The organism is Streptomyces sp. NPDC045431, assembly GCF_040646655.1.
Lineage (GTDB): Bacteria > Actinomycetota > Actinomycetes > Streptomycetales > Streptomycetaceae > Streptomyces.
In genome coordinates this window covers 409,411-426,543 of the sequence record NZ_JBEZAQ010000002.1, presented here as the reverse complement: position 1 = coordinate 426,543, position 17,133 = coordinate 409,411, and the positions used below count along the sequence as shown (strand labels likewise).

Here is a 17,133-nt window from a genome sequence, read left to right as displayed (position 1 = left end):
AATGCATCAGTGCGAGCCGTGAAAGGGGGCGGACATGAGCGGCCGTCTGTTCATCGACGACGTGTCACCGGTCGTCAGTCTGGGGCGCTTTCCCGCCAAGGCCGTGGTGGGTGAAGCCCTGCCCGTGGAGGCGACCGTGTGGCGCGAGGGCCACGAGGCGCTCGCCGCCGCGGTGCTGTGGACCGGCCCGGACGGGACCTGCCGCGAGATACCGCTGCGGAGGCCGGACCCGGAGGGCGACCGGTGGCGGGCCGTGATCGTGCCCGAGGGCACGGGGGAGTGCGCCTTCCGGGTCCGGGCCTGGACGGACCCGTGGCAGACCTGGCTGCACGCGGTGGAGGCCCGCCGCGAAGCCGGCCTCCCGCCGGGCGGGTCGGGTGATCCGGAGGCAGGGGCGAGGCTCCTGGAGGAGGCGGCACGGCTCCTCACCGCGGAGGCGGAACCGCGAGGCGGCGCCGGTGCGGGGCTCGGTGCCGCGCCTGCGGCCGGGGCTGTTGAGGCGCCGCACGAAGAGGCGCTGCCCCGCCCCGCCGACGCGGCGCTCGACTCAGAGGCCGGGGACGGGGCGGCCGGGCCCGGTGCGGTGCGTGCCACCGCGGCGGTCCTCGGGTCCGCGGCTGAGCCCGGGTTCGGCGGGTGCCACGCCGAGGGGGTTCCCGGAGCCGGGGGGCTGCTCGCCGCCGACGCGGCGCTCGGTGCCGGTGCCGGTGCTACCGCGCCGCGGTCCGTCGCCGCCCCCGGGCTGCTGCTTCGCGCCGCCGGCGCCCTGCGCGGCGCGGCCGACGCCGAGGGCGTCTCCGCCGCGCTCGGCCCCGCCGTGCGCGCGGCCATGGAGCGGCACCCGCTGCGCGCCCTGGCGGCCGAGAGCCCGGCGTACCGCGTGCGCGTGGAGCGGCGCCGGGCGCTGTACGGCAGCTGGTACGAGTTCTTCCCCCGCTCCACCGGCGGGCGGGCCGCCGACGGCACCCCGCGGCACGGCACCTTCCGTACGGCCGTCGGCGAGCTGCCGCGCATCGCCCGCATGGGCTTCGACGTGGTGTACCTGCCGCCCATCCACCCCATCGGCACCACCGCCCGCAAGGGCCGCGACAACGCCCTGAGCGCGGCCCCCGGCGACGTCGGATCGCCCTGGGCCATCGGATCGGCGGACGGCGGCCACGACGCGGTCCACCCGGAGCTCGGCACCCTGGAGGACTTCGACGCCTTCGTGGCCGCCGCCCGCCGCGCCGGCCTGGAGGTGGCGATGGACCTCGCCCTCCAGTGCGCGCCCGACCACCCCTGGCTGCGCGACCACCCGGAGTGGTTCACCCACCGCCCCGACGGCACCATCGCCTGCGCGGAGAACCCGCCCAAGACGTACGAGGACATCGTCCCGCTGAACTTCGACAACGACCCCGAAGGGCTCTACGCGGAGATCCTGCGCGTCGTCCGCTTCTGGACCGGCCGGGGCGTCCGCGTCTTCCGGGTCGACAACCCCCACACCAAGCCGCCGGACTTCTGGCACCGGCTGATCCGTGACGTCCGGTCCACCGAGCCCGACGTGCTGTTCCTGGCCGAGGCGTTCACCCGGCCCGCCGTCCAGCACGGGCTGTCGAAGCTCGGGTTCAGCCAGTCGTACACCTACTTCACCTGGAAGACGGACAAGCGCGAGCTGACCGACTACCTCACCGAGCTGACGGGGGAGGCGGCCGCATGGTTCCGGCCCAACTTCTTCGTCAACACCCCCGACATCCTCCCCGTCCACCTCCAGAGCGGGCAGCCGGCCGTCTTCGCGCTGCGCGCGGCCCTGGCGGCCACGCTGTCGCCGAGCTGGGGCGTGTACAGCGGCTACGAGCTGTACGAGAGCGACCCGCTGGTGCCGGGGGAGGAGGAGTACCGCGCCTCGGAGAAGTACGAACTGCGTCCCCGCGACCACACCGCCGCCGGTCCCTCGCTGGAACCCTGGATCACCCTCCTCAACACCCTCCGGCGCCGCCACCCCGCGCTCCAGCAGCTCCGCTCGCTGCACTTCCACGACACCGACAACGACCGGGTCCTCGTCTACTCCAAGCACGACCCGGTCAGCGGCGACACCGTCCTGTGCGCCGTCACCCTCACCCCGGACGAGACGGAGCAGACCACCGTACGGCTCGACACGGCGGCCCTCGGCCTGGAACCCGGCCGGCGCGTCCACGCCGTCGACGAGGTGACGGGCCGGACCGCCGAACTCGGTCCCGTACTCGACCTCAAGATCGACCCCCAGCAGTCCGTGGCCCACGTCTTCACCTGGAGCGACCAGTGACCTTCACGGATCTCCCACCGCTGTCCCTGCACGGCGTGCTCGCCGACGGCCCTGCGGCGAGACCGCCCGCGCGCCGCGCGTCCCCGCTCCCGTACGCGCACCACTGGTACAAGCGGGCCGTCTTCTACGAAGTGCTCGTCAGCGCCTTCCAGGACAGCGACGGCGACGGCATCGGCGACCTGAAGGGGCTGACCCGGCGGCTGGACTACCTCCAGTGGCTCGGCGTGGACTGCCTGTGGCTGCCGCCCTTCTACTGCTCGCCGCTGCGCGACGGCGGCTACGACATCGCCGACTACCGCAGCGTACGGCCCGACTTCGGCACCCTCGACGACTTCGTCGACCTGCTCGAGGCCGCCCACAGCCGGGGCATCCGGGTGATCATCGACATGGTGATGAACCACACCAGCGACCAGCACCCGTGGTTCCAGGAGTCCCGCCGCGATCCGTCCGGCCCGTACGGCGACTTCTACGTCTGGGCCGACGACGACACCGGCTACCCGGACGCCCGCATCATCTTCACCGACACCGAGACCTCCAACTGGGCCTTCGACCCGGTCCGCAAGCAGTACTACTGGCACCGCTTCTTCAGCCACCAGCCGGACCTCAACTACGAGAACCCGGCCGTACGGGCGGCCATGCTCGACGCGCTCGGCTTCTGGCTCGACCTGGGTGTGGACGGCTTCCGCCTGGACGCCGTGCCGTACCTGTACGCGCGGGAGGGCACGAGCTGCGAGAACCTGCCCGCCACCCACGACTTCCTGAAGCTCGTGCGCAAGACGCTGGACAACGAGTACCCCGGCCGGGTGCTGCTCGCCGAGGCCAACCAGCGCCCCGAGGAGCTCGTCGACTACTTCGGCGAGCCCACCACGGGCGGCGACGAGTGCCACATGGCGTTCCACTTCCCCCTCATGCCGCGCCTGTTCATGTCCGTACGCCGCGAGACGGCCCGCCCCCTGTCGGAGATCCTCGCCAAGACGCCCGAGCTCCCGGACGGCTGCCAGTGGGGCATCTTCCTGCGCAACCACGACGAGCTGACGCTGGAGATGGTCACCGACGAGGAACGCGCCTACCTGTACGCCCAGTACGCCCGGGACCCGCGGATGCGCGTCAACGTCGGCATCCGGCGCCGCCTGGCGCCCCTGCTCGACAACGACCGCGGCCAGCTCCAGCTGTGCACGGCGCTGCTGCTGTCGCTGCCCGGGTCGCCGGTGCTCTACTACGGCGACGAGATCGGCATGGGCGACAACATCTGGCTCGACGACCGGGACGCCGTCCGCACCCCCATGCAGTGGAGCCCCGACCGCAACGCCGGTTTCTCCACCGGCGACCCCGGCCGGCTCACCCTGCCGGTCGTCATGGACCCGGTCTACGGCTACCAGGCGGTCAACGTCGAGGCCCAGCAGGGCTCCGGCGGCTCCCTGCTGCACTGGACGCGCGCCCTGCTGGCCGCCCGGCGCGCGCACCCGGCCTTCGGGCCCGGCACCTTCACCGAGGTGCCCACCGACAACGACGCGGTCCTCGCCTTCGTCCGCCACCACACCGAGGAGGACGGCACGGCCCACACGGTGCTGTGCGTCAACAACCTCTCCCGCCACCCGCAGCCCGTCGCACTGGACCTGGACCGGTGGGCCGGAGCCGTACCCGTCGAACTGCTGGGCGGAGCCGCCTTCCCCAGGGTCGGGGAGCGGCCCTACCGGCTCTCCCTCCAGGGCCGCGGCTTCTACTGGCTGTCGCTCACGGCGGACGGGCCACGCCCATGACCGTCGACATGGGCACGCTCCAGCTCCGGCTGGAGCGTGCCCTGACCGCCTGGGTGCCCTGGCAGCGCTGGTACGGCAGCAAGGGCCGCCCCCCGCACGGGGCGTCGATCGTGGGGACCACCGCGTTCAGCGACACCCTCCGCACCGGTGGGGCGCGGGGCGTGCTGCTCCTGCTCCGCGTCACCTTCGCCGACGGCGGCCCGCCCGAGTACTACCAGGTCCCGGTGGGCATGCGGGCCGTGCTGGCGCTGGAACTGGAGCCGTACGTGATCGCCGGGGTGGACGACCTCTTCGTGTACGAGGCGGTCGGCGACTCCGCGCTCGTCGGCGCGCTGCTGGGGCTGACCGGCGCCCGGTCCGTGCCGCCCGGGACCAGCAGGCCGCTGGGCGTGGAGCAGACCCACACCTCCGTCGTCGTGGACGAGCGCTACCTGCTGAAGATCTTCCGGCGGATCAGCACCGGGACCAACCCGGACGTGGAGCTGCTGCGGGCCCTCGGCGCCACCGCCAACCCCCACGTCACGGGGTTACGGGGGGCCGTGGAAGGCGAACTCGACGGCGAACCGGTCACGTACGCCATGGTGCAGGACTACCTGCCGGAGGCCACGGACGGCTTCACGGCGGCCTGCGCGGCGGTGGCGGCCTGCGCGGCGGCGAGCACCGGTGCGGCAACGAGCACCGGTACGTCGGCGAGCACCGGTGCGGCGCATCAGGGAGCCTTCGTCCCCGAGGCACGCGCCATGGGGGAGGCCGTCGCCCGCGTCCACGCCGACCTGGCGCGGCGGCTCGGCACCGCGCCCACCGGCGCCGCGGAACTCGCCGCACTGCGCCGCGACCTGGCCGCCGACCTGGACGAGGCGGCCCGCCGGGTGCCCGCCCTGCGCCCGCTGCGGCCGGCGGTGCGCGCCGCCTACGAGCGCCTGGCCGTCCTGGCCTCCGGGCCGCCCGCGCAGCGCGTCCACGGCGATCTGCACCTGGGCCAGCTGCTGCGGTCCTCCACCGGCTGGATCCTGGTGGACTTCGAAGGCGCCCCGGGCGTGCCGCTGGCCGAACGCAGAGCCCGGCATTCGCCTTTGTCCGACATAGCGGGCATGCTGCGTTCGTTCGACTACGCGGCCCGTTGTGCCGGGGTACCCGACACCGGCCGCTGGACGGCCCGGTGCGCGGACGCCTTCTGCGACGGCTACGCGCGGGTGTCGGGCCTCGATCCGCGGGAGCACACGCTCCTGCTCCGGGCCTGCGTCCTCGCCAGGGCCGTGCACGAGGTGGTGTACGAGCACGACCACCGGCCCGAGAGGACCAGCCTGCCTCTCGCGGCCGTCGCAGAATTGGCGCAGCACGGACACCTGAACAGCGGGAATCAAGCATGGTGAAACAAGAACGGGCAGTACGGACTCGGCACTCCCTGGTCGTGGCGGCCGCCGAGGAATTCGACAAGAACGGATACGAGGGCACGTCCCTGGCCCGGGTGAGCAAATCCGCGGGAATTTCCATGGGCGCGTTGACCTTCCATTTCCCCACCAAGGACGAGCTCGCGGAGGCGGTGCACGCGTGCGGCCGGTCCGCCACCCGGTCGGCGCTGGAGGACTCGGCGGGCGCTCCGGCGGACGAGCCGGTGCCGGCGCTGGAGCGGGTGGTCGCACTGACCGTCACGCTGGCCCGGCTGCTGCGGGAGAAGGCCCTCGTCCGCGCCTGCGCCCGGCTGGAGCGGGACGGCTGGCGCAGCGCGGCGGGCAGCTGGTCGTCCCTCTGGGCGCCCCTCGCCCGCGAACTGGCCGAACGCGCCGACGAGCAGGGCGAACTGCGGGAGGGTGTCGAGCCGGACACGGTGTCGGCGCTCGTCGCCCACCTGATCGCAGGGTCGGAGGTGCAGGTCCGCGAATGGCTGCACGGCCTTCCCCAGCCGGGCGGCTCCCCGTGCCCCGCCGACGCCCAGCTCGCCCGCATCTGGGAACTGGCCCTCCGCGGCCTGCGCGCCCCGGAGTCCTGAGCCGGGGCCGCGGCGTGGCGGCTTGGGCGCGGGGGCCTGGACCTGCGCGCGGCCGCCCCGAGGGCCCCGGCGCGACCGGGACCGCCGGGGCGGCCACGCGCCTTTGGCCAATTGCCGAAGTCGGTTTCGTGCCAGGGAAATTGCTTCAACCGGCCCGTATGCACCGCCTAGCGTTCTTCCCATGAATTCGACTCCGCGCCGCATAACGAAGGCAGTCGTCCCGGTGGCGGGACTCGGCACGCGTTTCCTGCCGGCCACGAAAGCCACCCCGAAGGAAATGCTGCCGGTGGTGGACAAGCCCGCCATCCAGTACGTGGTCGAAGAAGCCGTGTCCGCCGGGATGACGGACGTCCTCATGGTGACGGGCCGGAACAAGCGCCCGCTGGAGGACCACTTCGACCGCAACTACGAGCTCGAGGAAACCCTCGCGCGCAAGGGCGACCAGGACAAGCTCGCCCGCGTGTGCGCCCCCACCGAGCTCGCCACCTCCATCCACTACGTACGCCAGGGCGACCCCAAGGGGCTGGGGCACGCGGTGCTGTGCGCGGCGCCGCACGTGGGCCGCGAACCCTTCGCCGTCCTGCTGGGCGACGACCTGATCGACCCCCGCGACCCGCTGCTCGCCAGGATGGCCGAGGTGCGGGCCCGGTACGGCGGCAGCGTGGTGGCGCTGATGGAGGTCGACCCCGACCAGATCCACCTCTACGGCTGCGCGGCGGTCCGGCCGGCCGGCGGCGACACCGTACGCGTCACGGACCTCGTGGAGAAGCCCGCCCCGGGCGAGGCGCCCAGCAACTACGCCGTCATCGGCCGGTACGTCCTCGACCCGGAGATCTTCGACGTACTGCGCCGCACGCCGCCCGGCCGCGGCGGCGAGATCCAGCTCACGGACGCCCTGCGCGAACTGGCGGTACGCCAGGACGCCGGACCGGTGCACGGGGTCGTGTTCTCCGGCCGGCGGTACGACACCGGCGACCGGCTCGGCTTCCTCCAGGCGACGGTCCGCCTCGCCTGTGAACGCGAGGACCTGGGGCGGGACTTCCGTGCCTGGCTGGGGGAGTACGTCGAGCGGGAGCTGTTCGTCCCGGTCGGCTGAGCCGCACGGGGCGCGTGTGGTGTGCGACCGCGCAAGGTGCACGGTTGCACACCACAACGGGCGCCCCTCCTGGGCAAGTTGCCAAGGTCGTACCCGGGAGGCCTCGCCAGAGCGGCATACCGAACGGTATCTACGTAATCTCGTGGTCGTGCCCGATCCGGCCGGAACACCGCCGGGGGCAGACCGTCCACGACCCGATCCCACGACCACCCGAGGGGGTGCGCCCGTCCATGTCCTCGTCCATGTCCCCGCCCATCCCGTCGGCCCGGACCGACGCCGATCCCCGTCTCCCGGCCGAGGGTCCCCTGCACGACGGCCCCCTGCACGAGGCGGTCGACCGGCGTGTGCACCGGATCCCGGTCGACGACCTGCTGCCCGCCGACTCACCGCGCATCGCGGGCGAGGACGTGGGGCACGCCCGGGCCCTCGCGGCCTGCGGCGACCCGCTGCCCCCGATCCTGGTGCACCGGTCCACCCTGCGGGTGATCGACGGGACGCACCGGCTGCGCGCCGCGCGGTTGCGCGGACAGCACCTCGTCGAGGTGCGGTTCTTCGACGGCAGCCCCGAGGACGCGTTCGTCCTCGCCGTCGAGTCCAACACCCTGCACGGCCTGCCGCTGACCCTCGCCGACCGGACGGCCGCGGCCGCGCGCATCCTCGCGAGCCACCCCGACTGGTCGGACCGGGCCGTGGCCTCCCGCACCGGGCTCGCCGCCGCGACCGTCGGCGCGCTCCGCCGGCGGACGGCTCCGCCGGACGAGGCCGCCGCCACCCGCCGGATCGGCCAGGACGGCCGCGTCCGCCCGCTCAGCACCGCCGAGGGCCGCAGGGCCGCCGCCCGCCTCATCGCCGAGGACCCGGGCGCGTCCCTGCGGGCCATCGCGGAGCGTACGGGCCTGTCGCCCGGCACGGTCCGCGACGTACGGCGGCGGACCGACGACGGCGAGGACCCGGTGCCGCCGCGCCAGCGGGAGGCGGAACGCAAGACCGCCCCGGAACGGGCCCCGTCGGTGCCCGCCGTACCCCCCGCGGCCGGTGACGGTGGGTCCGGCCGGGGGCTCGACGCCCTGGTCAGGAACCTCTGCCAGGACCCGGCCCTGCGGCTGAGCGACGCCGGACGCCTGCTCCTGCGGATGTTCGACGCCCAGGTGGCCGGAGCCCGCCAACGGCAGCAGATCCTCGCCGCCGTGCCGGCGCACCGCGCGGCCACGGCCGCGGCGGCCGCCGACCAATGTGCCGCGCTCTGGCGGGACCTGGCGATCAGGATGCGCTCCCGCTCCGGCGCGGAGGGCGGTGACACCTGATGTCCACCGCGCCGCGCCGCCCAGAAGCTTCCCCCGGAAGACCCCCCAAGACAGTGCCCAGAGAGGAACGTCCCCATGTCGGTTATTGATGATGTGAAGTCGGTTGGTGAGGGGAGGAGGGTTGGTCCGTCTCGGATGACGGGCCGGCAGCGGTTGGTGCTGGTGGTGTTGCTGGTCGCGCAGTTCATGCTGGCGGTGGACTTCTCGATCCTGAACGTGGCGTTGCCGGTGATCGGTAACGGTCTGGGGTTCTCGCTGGCGAACCTGCAGTGGATCGCGACCGCGTTCGCCCTGTGCGCGGCCGGGTTCACCCTGCTGTTCGGCAGGGTGGCCGACCTGTTCGGCCGGCGCCGGCTGTTCCTGTTCGGCCTGGCCCTGCTGGGTGTGTCGTCCCTGGTGGGTGGTCTTGCCACCACTCCTGAGGTGCTGATCGCCGCCCGCGTGGCCCAGGGCCTGGCCACCGCCGCCGTGACTCCGGCCGGCCTGTCGCTGCTGACCACCTCCTTCCCCGAAGGTCCCCTGCGCGACAAAGCCCTCGGCTTGAACGGCGCGCTGATGTCGGCCGGGTTCACCACCGGCGCCATCCTCGGCGGCGTCCTGACCGACCTGCTCTCCTGGCGCTGGGCGTTCTTCATCAACGTCCCCGTCGCCGTGGCGGTCCTGCTCATCGCCCCGGCGATCATCAGCGAGTCGCGTCCCACCGAGCGGCCCAAGCTCGACGCGCCCGGAGCCATCACCGTCACCGCGGGTCTGCTCGCCCTGGTCTTCGGCCTGACCCAGGCCGGCGAACACGGCTGGACCTCCCCCATCGCCGCCGGCTTCCTGCTCGCCGGACTCGCCCTCCTCGTCGTCTTCTACGCCGTCGAAGCCAAGTCCTCTTCTCCCCTGGTCCCGGTCACCGTCCTCAAGCGCCGCACTGTGGCCTGGGGCAACATCGCCGGACTGATCGCCTTCGTCACCGAGACCTCCCTGGTCTTCCTGATGACCCTCTACCTCCAGGAAGTCCTCGGCTTCTCCCCCCTCGCCGCGGGGCTGTCCTTCGGTGTCCTGGGCATCGGCACCGTCATCGGCGGCTCCATCGCCGCCAAGGTCATCGGCGAAATCGGCACCAAGCAGACCCTCATCTACGGCGGCATCCTGCAGACCATCGCCACCGCCGCCCTCTTCGGCCTGGGAGATGAACGCTCCTTCATGTGGCTGCTGCTGACCGGCACCTTCGCCGGCGGTATCGGCAACATGCTCGTCATCGTCGGGTTCATGGTCACCGCCACCTCCGGCCTGCCCGACCACGAACAGGGCATGGCCACCGGACTTGCCACCATGACCCAGCAGATCGGCATCACCATGGGCACCCCGATCATGAGCGCGATCGCCACCGCCCACATCGCCGGACGCACCACCACCAACGCCATCCTCGACGGCATCGGCACCGCCGTCCTCGTCAACGCCGCCATCGTCCTCCTCGGCGTCCTCACCACCACCCTCTTCCTCCACAACCGAGAGAAGAAGGCAGCCCTCTGACCGGAGCCCTTCCGGCACAGGCCCGGCGGTGCACCCCCTGCCTCCCCCGTCAGGGAGTGCACCGCCGCCCCCTTTCCTCCCCTCCTCCTCACCCATGAAAGAGAACCGATGGACCTGCACCTGGCCGGCCGGGTCTACCTCGTCACCGGCGCCTCCACGGGCATCGGCGAGGCCACCGCCCGGCTGCTGGCCGCCGAAGGGGCCCGGGTCGTCGGCGTGGCCCGCCGGACCGACGGCGTCGACGCCATCGGCCGCCCCGAGGTCACCCCGGTCGCCGCCGACCTGACCGACCCGGAGGCCGCGCGGCGCGTCGTCGACGCCGTACTGGACCGGCACGGCCGCCTCGACGGGCTGGTCAACAACGCCGGAGCCCTCGTCTCGCACAGCGGCTTCCTCGACGTCACGGAAGACGACTGGCACCGGACCTTCGCCCTCAACTTCCACGCGCACGTACGGATGACCCGCGCCGTCCTGCCCGTCCTGCTGGAGCGCGGCGAGGGCAGCCTGGTCCACGTCGCCAGCGAGGCGGCCCGCTTCCCGGACCCGGGCATCGTCGACTACGCCGCCACCAAGACGGCCCTGCTGTCACTGTCCAAGAGCCTGTCGGCGGAGTTCGCGCCGCGCGGCATCCGCTCGACCGTCGTCTCGCCCGGTCCCACGCGTACGGCGCTCTTCGACGCCCCGGGCGGCTTCGCCGAGCAGCTGGCCGAGCGGTACGGGCTGTCCGCCGACGCGGCCGTCGACCACTTCATCCGCGAGGAGCGCAAGCTGCCCACCGGCCGCATCGGCACGCCCGACGACGTCGCGCGGGTCATCGCGTACCTCCTCTCGCCGCAGGCCGGGCAGGTCACCGGCGCCGAATGGGCCGTGGACGGCGGAGCCCTCCGCCAGCTCTGACCGTGACCGCAAAGGACTCCGATGACCGACACCGACACCCTCACCCCGGCGGGGACCCCAGAGACCCCAGAGGCGCCAGGGGCCCCAGAGACCCCGGAACAGCGCAGCGCCCGCTTCGCGGGGGACGCGCTCGGCTACCGGGACCAGATGTACGCGGCCGCCCTGCGGCTGCACCGCAACCGTCCCGACGCCGAGGACCTGGTGCAGGAGACCTTCACCAGGGCCTACCAGTCCTTCCACCACTTCCGGGCGGGCACCAACCTGCGGGCGTGGCTCCACCGCATCCTGATCAACACCTTCATCACCACCTACCGCAAGCGCCGGCAGGAGCCGCGGTGGGCGCCGATGGGGGACACGGACGACTGGCGGCACGTCCGGGTTGCCGGCCACGGCGCCGCCCGGCTGCCCTCAGCCGAGTCCCAGGTGCTGGACCACCTGCCCGACCACGAGGTGCTGGAGGCGCTGCGCGCGCTGCCCGCGCCCTTCCGTACCGTCGTCTACCTCGCCGACGTCGAAGGGCTGGCGTACCGGGAGATAGCCGCCCGCCTGGGCGTCCCGCACGGCACGGTCACCTCCCGCCTCCACCGCGGCCGCCGCCGACTGCGCGCCGCACTCACGCCGTACGCCCGCCACCGCGGTCTGACCGGCTGCTCCCGCCGCGCCCCCGTCCCCGTCCATGCCCCCGCCCACACCCGCGAGCACCGTGCCCGGCGGGAGGGCCTCTGATGCCTCTCGCCCTCCTCGCCCTGGCGCTCGGGGCCTTCGGCATCGGCACCACCGAGTTCGTGATCGTCGGCCTGCTGCCCGAGGTGGCCCGCGACCTGTCGGTCCCCATCCCCAGCGCCGGCATGCTCGTCACCGGTTACGCCCTCGGCGTCGTCGTCGGCGCGCCCCTGATGACCGCCGCGGGCTCCCGGCTGCCCCGCAAGACGATGCTCACCCTCCTGATGGGCGTCTTCATCGCGGGCAACCTGCTGTGCGCGCTCGCCCCCACCTACGAACTCCTCATGGCGGGGCGCCTGGTGGCCGCCCTCACCCACGGCGCCTTCTTCGGCATCGGCTCCGTCGTCGCCGCGAACGTCGTCGCGCCGGACAAGAAGGCCAGCGCCATCGCCCTGATGTTCATCGGGCTGACCGTGGCCAACGTCCTCGGCGTCCCCCTGGGCACCGTCCTGGGCCAGCACTTCGGCTGGCGCTCCACCTTCTGGGCCGTCACCGCGCTCGGCGTCGTCGGCATGATCGCCGTCGCCGCCCTCGTACCGCCCCAGCCGAGGGACGCGGACGCGGGCCTGCGCGGCGAACTCGCCGTCTTCCGCCGCCCGCAGGTGTGGCTGGCGCTCGCCATGACCACGCTCGGCTTCGGCGGGGTGTTCGCCTCCTTCACGTACATTGCGCCGATGATGACCGAGGTGGCCGGCTTCTCCGCCGGAGCGGTGGCCTGGCTGCTCGTCCTGTTCGGACTCGGCCTGTGCGTCGGCAACGTCCTGGGCGGGAAGGCCGCCGACCGGACCGTGATGCCCAGCCTGTACGTCATCCTCGGCGCGCTCGCCGTGGTGCTGCTGGTCTTCGTGCAGACCGCCCGCGCGCCCCTGCCCGCCGCGATCACCCTCTTCGTCTTCGGGGTCGTCGGCTTCGCCACCGTGCCGCCGCTGCAGACCCGCGTCATGCAGCAGGCCGAAGGGGCTCCCGCCCTCGCCTCCGCCGCGAACATCGCGGCCTTCAACCTCGGCAACGCCGTGGGCGCCTGGCTCGGCGGCCTCACCGTCGAGCACGGTCTCGGCTACACCGCGCCCAACTGGACCGGTGCGCTGCTCGCCGCGGCGGGCCTGGCCGTGGCCCTGCTCTCCGGCCTCCTCGACCGGCGGACCCGCCGGCACGCGGCCGCCCCGCGACCGGAGGCGCCGGCCCCCGGGGAGCCGGACACCGCTCCGTACGCCCGCGTCTGACGGGCCGGACCCGCACGCCTCCCCATCCGTTCCTCACCATCACGACAGAACTTGAGGTAATCGACCATGAGTGCAGTCAATCGCCGTACGGTGCTGAGCAGCGGCGCGGCCCTCGCCGGCGGTGCCGCCGTGACCGCGGGCCTGGCCACGGCCGCCGTCGCCGCGCCGGCCGCCCCGGCGGCCGCGGCGAGCGCGCGGACCGGCGCCACGATCCGGCCCGACGACCCGCGCTACCCGGAGCTGACGACGGGCAACAACCAGCGCTTCGTCGCCAGACCCGACTACATCAAGATGATCAAGTCGTCCGCCGACGCCGAGAAGGCCCTGCGCGACGCGTTCCGCGCCCGCAAGCGCGTCTCGGTGCGCAGCGGCGGCCACTGCTTCGCCGACTTCGCCTGCAACCCGGAGATCGAGGTCATCCTCGACTTCTCCGAGATGACCGACGTCGGGTACGACGCCGCCCGCCGCGCCTTCTACGTCGAGCCCGGCGCCCGGCTCATCAACGTCTACGAAGCGCTCTACAAGGGCTGGGGCGTCACCGTCCCGGGCGGCATCTGCTACAGCGTCGGCGCCGGCGGGCACATAGCCGGCGGCGGCTACGGCCTCCTCTCCCGCGCCCACGGCCTGGTCGTGGACCACCTGTACGCGGTGGAGGTCGTGGTCGTCGACGCGGCGGGCCGGACCCGGACCGTGGTCGCCACCCGCGAGGAGGACGACCCGCACCGGGACCTGTGGTGGGCCCACACCGGAGGCGGCGGCGGCAACTTCGGCCTGGTGACCCGCTACTGGTTCCGCTCGCCGGACGCCAAGGGCACGGCCCCGGAGGACCAGCTCGTCTCGCCGCCGTCCACGGTCCTGGTCAGCGCGGTGGACTTCCCGTGGGACCAGCTCGACGAGACCAAGTTCGCCCGGCTGCTGAGGAACTTCGGCGCCTGGCACGAGCAGAACAGCGGGCCCGACTCGGAGTACCGTCACCTCAGCAGCCTCTTCAATGTCAGCTCCAAGGCCCACGGCAGCCTCGGCATGTTCACCCAGGTCGACGCGACCGTGCCCGGCGCCCGGCGGCTGCTCGACAGCTACCTGGCGGCCATCACGGCCGGCACCGGCATCAAGCCCGGCGCGCTGACCAAGCCCACCGGCGAGCTGCCCGCCATGCCGCAGCTCGCGGAGCCGCGCACCATGCCGTGGCTCCAGGCGACGCGGCTGGTGGGCACCAACAACCCGACCATCACGGACCCCACGTCCCGGGGCGCGCACAAGTCCGGCTACATGCGCCGCACCTTCACCGACGACCAGATCGCGGCGCTCTACAAGCACATGACGCGCCCGGACTTCACCAACCCCGACACCATGCTGGTGCTGTTCTCCTTCGGCGGCCGGGTGAACGCGGTGGCACCGGACGCGACGGCGAACGCGCAGCGCAGCTCGGTGTTCAAGATGTGCTTCCAGACCTTCTGGCAGGACGAGAGCGAGGACGACTTCTACCTCGGCTGGGTGCGCGACCTGTACGAGGACTTCTTCGCGGCGACGGGCGGGGTGCCGGTCATCGACGACCGCACCGACGGCTGCTACATCAACTACCCCGACCGTGACGTCGCCGACCCGCGGCGCAACCGGTCCGGCGTGCCGTGGCAGACGCTGTACTACAAGGACAACTATCCGAAGCTCCAGCAGGTCAAGCGCCGTTACGACCCGTCCGACTTCTTCCGCCACTCCCTCTCGGTGGAGCCCGCCAAGCGCTGAGGCACCCCCCGTCACCCCGCCCCTGGGCGGCCCGGCACCCCCGCCGGGCCGCCCTTCGGCGTATACGGACCCGGCTGGGCCGGCCCTGACGGCGCCCCCGGCCCCCCCTGACGCCCCCGGGTCCACTGCCCGGGCTCCCTGCCGCGCCCCTCCGGCCCCCCTGACGGCCTCTGAAGGCCCTCTGCGGGCCCTCTGTGGCCCTCTGAGGCCCCCACCCCCACCGCCCCTTCACTGCCCCTCACTGCGCCCGCCACGCGACCCACGCGGCGGGCGCAGTGCCGTTTCCGCCCCCGCGCCGTAGGCGTCAACCGCCTCCAGCTGCACGGGCGTTGGTCCTCCTCGGCGCGCGGTGTGCAAGTCGGGACAGCGCGGCTTGACGGCAGAGATAGCTCACGGAAAAGATATCTCTCGTCCGGAAGGGAGAACCGCCCCGGAGCTTCGGCCCCGAGAGGCACCGCACTCCACCTCCCGCCGGCGGCGCAGTGTCCGGCGCCCGGTCGCAACCCGGCGCCTGAGCCATCCGGCCGCCCACGCACGGCCGCACGCACGCTCCACGCACCCACGCTCCCCGCACCACGTGGCTCCCTCACCGCGCCCTGCCCGTCCTCCCGTCCTGCCGTCACCCACGTCGTAGTAAAGGAATGGCACCCATGCGGTCCGTCGCAGTAGTCCTCGGTACCAGGCCCGAAGCCATCAAGTTCGCCCCGGTCATCCGCGCGCTCCAGGACGACCCCCGGTTCGACCCCGTGGTCATCTCGACCGGGCAGCACCGCCAGATGCTCGACGAGACCCTCGACGCGTTCGGTCTGAAGCCGGACGTCGACCTGGAGATCATGGCCCCGAAGCAGACCCTCTCCCAGGTCACCTACCGCTCGCTGCGCGGCCTGGAGGAGCACTTCGAAATGCTCTCCACCGAGGCCGTCCTCGTCCACGGCGACACGGCCACCACCCTCGCCGGCGCCCTCTCCGGCTTCCACCACCGCATCCCCGTCGTCCACGTGGAGGCGGGCCTGCGCAGCGGCCACCTCGGCTCGCCGTTCCCGGAGGAGGGCAACCGCCGGCTCGTGGCCCAGGTCGCCCACCTGCACCTGGCGCCCACCCCCGGCAACCGCGCCAACCTCCTGCGCGAGGGCATCAGCGAGGACACCGTCGTCGTCACCGGCAACACCGTCATCGACGCGCTCCAGTGGGCGTGCAACAAGGCCCAGGACTACGGCGACCCGGCCCTCGCCGACCTCGACGGTGACCCGCGGCGCATCATCCTCGCCTCCGCGCACCGGCGTGAGGCATGGCCGCACCTGCCCGAGATAGCCGAGGCCTTCGCCGAGATCGCCGACGAACCGGACGTCCGCGTCGTCGTCCCGCTGCACCGCAACCCGGTGGTGCGCGAGGCGATGCTGCCCCGGATCGGCAACCACCCGAACATCACCGTCGTCGACCCGCTGCCGTACCTGAACTTCTGCCGGCTCATGCGCCGCGCCGACCTCATCCTCTCCGACAGCAGCGGCTCCCAGGAGGAGGGCCCCGCCCTCGGCAAGCCGACGCTCGTCCTCGGCACCGTCACCGAGCGCTCCGAGGCCATCGTGGCCGGCACCGCCCGCCTGGTCGGCACCAGCACCAAGACCATCGTCGGCGGAGCCACCCGGCTCCTGCGCGACCGGGCCGAGTACGACCGCATGGCCGCCGCCGCCAACCCGTACGGCGACGGCCGGGCCACCGAGCGCACGGTCGGCGCGCTGGCGCACTTCTTCGGCGACGGCCCGCCGGTCGAGCCCTTCGTCCCCGGCACCCCGATCGACGAGATCGCCGCCGAACTCGCCCGCACCGCCTCGTACGCATAGGCCTGACGCCCCGTCACCCACTGGAGAGGCTCACAGCACCGTGCCCGAGACCGCCCTCGGCTTCAGCGGCCCCCGCATCGAAGCGACGCTCGTACGCGACGCCCGCGACTACCACGTGCGCGAAGCCGCCATCGTCGTCAACACCGGCGTCACCGACGTCCACATCGCCGAGACCCCGCGCAAGAGCATCCCGCCCCTGTCCTCCACGATCCTGGCCGACACCCGCGTCGAGCGGGCCGACACCCTCCTCCTGCTCCGCGTACGCGACGAGGCCGGCATGCCCGGCATCACCGGCGACCCGGGCTGGGCCCTCCTCGGCGACGTCCTCGCCGGCTTCCCCCGGGACACCCCCCTGTGGAAGAGCCCCCAGGACGACGCGGGCACCGTCACCTTCGACGCCGCCCACCTGCTGAAGGAGGCCCCGGCGCCGCTCCGGCCGGAGACGTACGACGTCAAGGTCAACCTCTGGTACGCCCCCGCCGGCACCGACTGCGCCATCCACAACCAGCACGACTTCATCGAGGTGCACACGCAGGTCCACGGCATCGGCCGCATGCAGAAGTTCCGCGAGCAGGACCACAGCACCCTCTACCAGGACGTCGTGATGGCCCCGGGCTACACCACCCCGGACCCCTTCTGCTCCACCGCCCCGGACGGCACCTACCCCTACCCCTGGCACCAGTACCGCGCCGACACCGACTGCGTCTGGCTCGCCGTCGAGTACCACCGCCGCCACACCGCCACCCACTGACCG

General features: G+C 73.0%; 13 protein-coding genes. All 13 read left to right on the top strand.

What is annotated here, in order from left to right:
- Positions 1-34 precede the first annotated feature (34 nt).
- The 13 genes from AB0A69_RS06390 to AB0A69_RS06330 all read left to right on the top strand — a co-directional run bounded on the left by AB0A69_RS06390 (position 35) and on the right by AB0A69_RS06330 (position 17,130).
- Entirely contained in the window at positions 35-2,281 is a 2,247-nt protein-coding gene (locus AB0A69_RS06390) for a maltotransferase domain-containing protein (protein WP_361415942.1), read from the top strand.
- Positions 2,278-4,041 carry a maltose alpha-D-glucosyltransferase gene (treS, locus tag AB0A69_RS06385; protein WP_361415940.1) on the top strand — a complete coding sequence of 588 codons (1,764 nt, stop codon included), beginning with the start codon at positions 2,278-2,280 and terminating at the stop codon, positions 4,039-4,041. The genes AB0A69_RS06390 and treS overlap by 4 nt, the downstream gene beginning before the upstream one ends.
- Positions 4,038-5,414 (top strand): phosphotransferase, encoded by a 1,377-nt coding sequence (locus AB0A69_RS06380; protein ID WP_361415938.1) that lies wholly within the window; start codon positions 4,038-4,040, stop codon positions 5,412-5,414. The genes treS and AB0A69_RS06380 overlap by 4 nt, the downstream gene beginning before the upstream one ends.
- Entirely contained in the window at positions 5,408-6,031 is a 624-nt protein-coding gene (locus tag AB0A69_RS06375) for a TetR/AcrR family transcriptional regulator (RefSeq protein ID WP_361415936.1), read from the top strand. Before AB0A69_RS06380 ends, AB0A69_RS06375 begins: the two co-directional genes overlap by 7 nt.
- 181 nt (positions 6,032-6,212) lie before the next feature.
- Positions 6,213-7,127 (top strand): UTP--glucose-1-phosphate uridylyltransferase GalU, encoded by a 915-nt coding sequence (galU, locus tag AB0A69_RS06370; RefSeq protein WP_361415934.1) that lies wholly within the window; start codon positions 6,213-6,215, stop codon positions 7,125-7,127.
- Positions 7,128-7,357: 230 nt separating this feature from the next.
- Positions 7,358-8,431: a winged helix-turn-helix transcriptional regulator gene (locus tag AB0A69_RS06365; RefSeq protein WP_361415932.1), complete on the top strand. Its 1,074-nt coding sequence runs from the start codon at positions 7,358-7,360 to the stop codon at positions 8,429-8,431.
- A gap of 75 nt (positions 8,432-8,506) precedes the next feature.
- Complete coding sequence (locus AB0A69_RS06360) at positions 8,507-9,952, top strand: MFS transporter (protein ID WP_361415930.1); 1,446 nt, start codon at positions 8,507-8,509, stop codon at positions 9,950-9,952.
- Between the two features lie 108 nt (positions 9,953-10,060).
- Complete coding sequence (locus AB0A69_RS06355; RefSeq protein WP_361415928.1) at positions 10,061-10,849, top strand: SDR family oxidoreductase; 789 nt, start codon at positions 10,061-10,063, stop codon at positions 10,847-10,849.
- 21 nt (positions 10,850-10,870) lie between these two features.
- Positions 10,871-11,575, top strand: coding sequence for a sigma-70 family RNA polymerase sigma factor (locus AB0A69_RS06350; RefSeq protein ID WP_361415926.1), 705 nt, complete (start codon positions 10,871-10,873; stop codon positions 11,573-11,575).
- Positions 11,575-12,795 (top strand): MFS transporter, encoded by a 1,221-nt coding sequence (locus AB0A69_RS06345; RefSeq protein ID WP_361415924.1) that lies wholly within the window; start codon positions 11,575-11,577, stop codon positions 12,793-12,795. The genes AB0A69_RS06350 and AB0A69_RS06345 overlap by 1 nt, the downstream gene beginning before the upstream one ends.
- 66 nt (positions 12,796-12,861) lie before the next feature.
- Positions 12,862-14,538 (top strand): FAD-binding protein, encoded by a 1,677-nt coding sequence (locus AB0A69_RS06340; RefSeq protein WP_361415922.1) that lies wholly within the window; start codon positions 12,862-12,864, stop codon positions 14,536-14,538.
- Between the two features lie 650 nt (positions 14,539-15,188).
- A complete protein-coding gene (wecB, locus tag AB0A69_RS06335; RefSeq protein WP_361415920.1) occupies positions 15,189-16,379 on the top strand; it encodes a UDP-N-acetylglucosamine 2-epimerase (non-hydrolyzing) in 1,191 nt (396 codons plus the stop codon).
- A gap of 40 nt (positions 16,380-16,419) precedes the next feature.
- A complete protein-coding gene (locus AB0A69_RS06330) occupies positions 16,420-17,130 on the top strand; it encodes a hypothetical protein (RefSeq protein ID WP_361415918.1) in 711 nt (236 codons plus the stop codon).
- Positions 17,131-17,133: the final 3 nt, after the last annotated feature.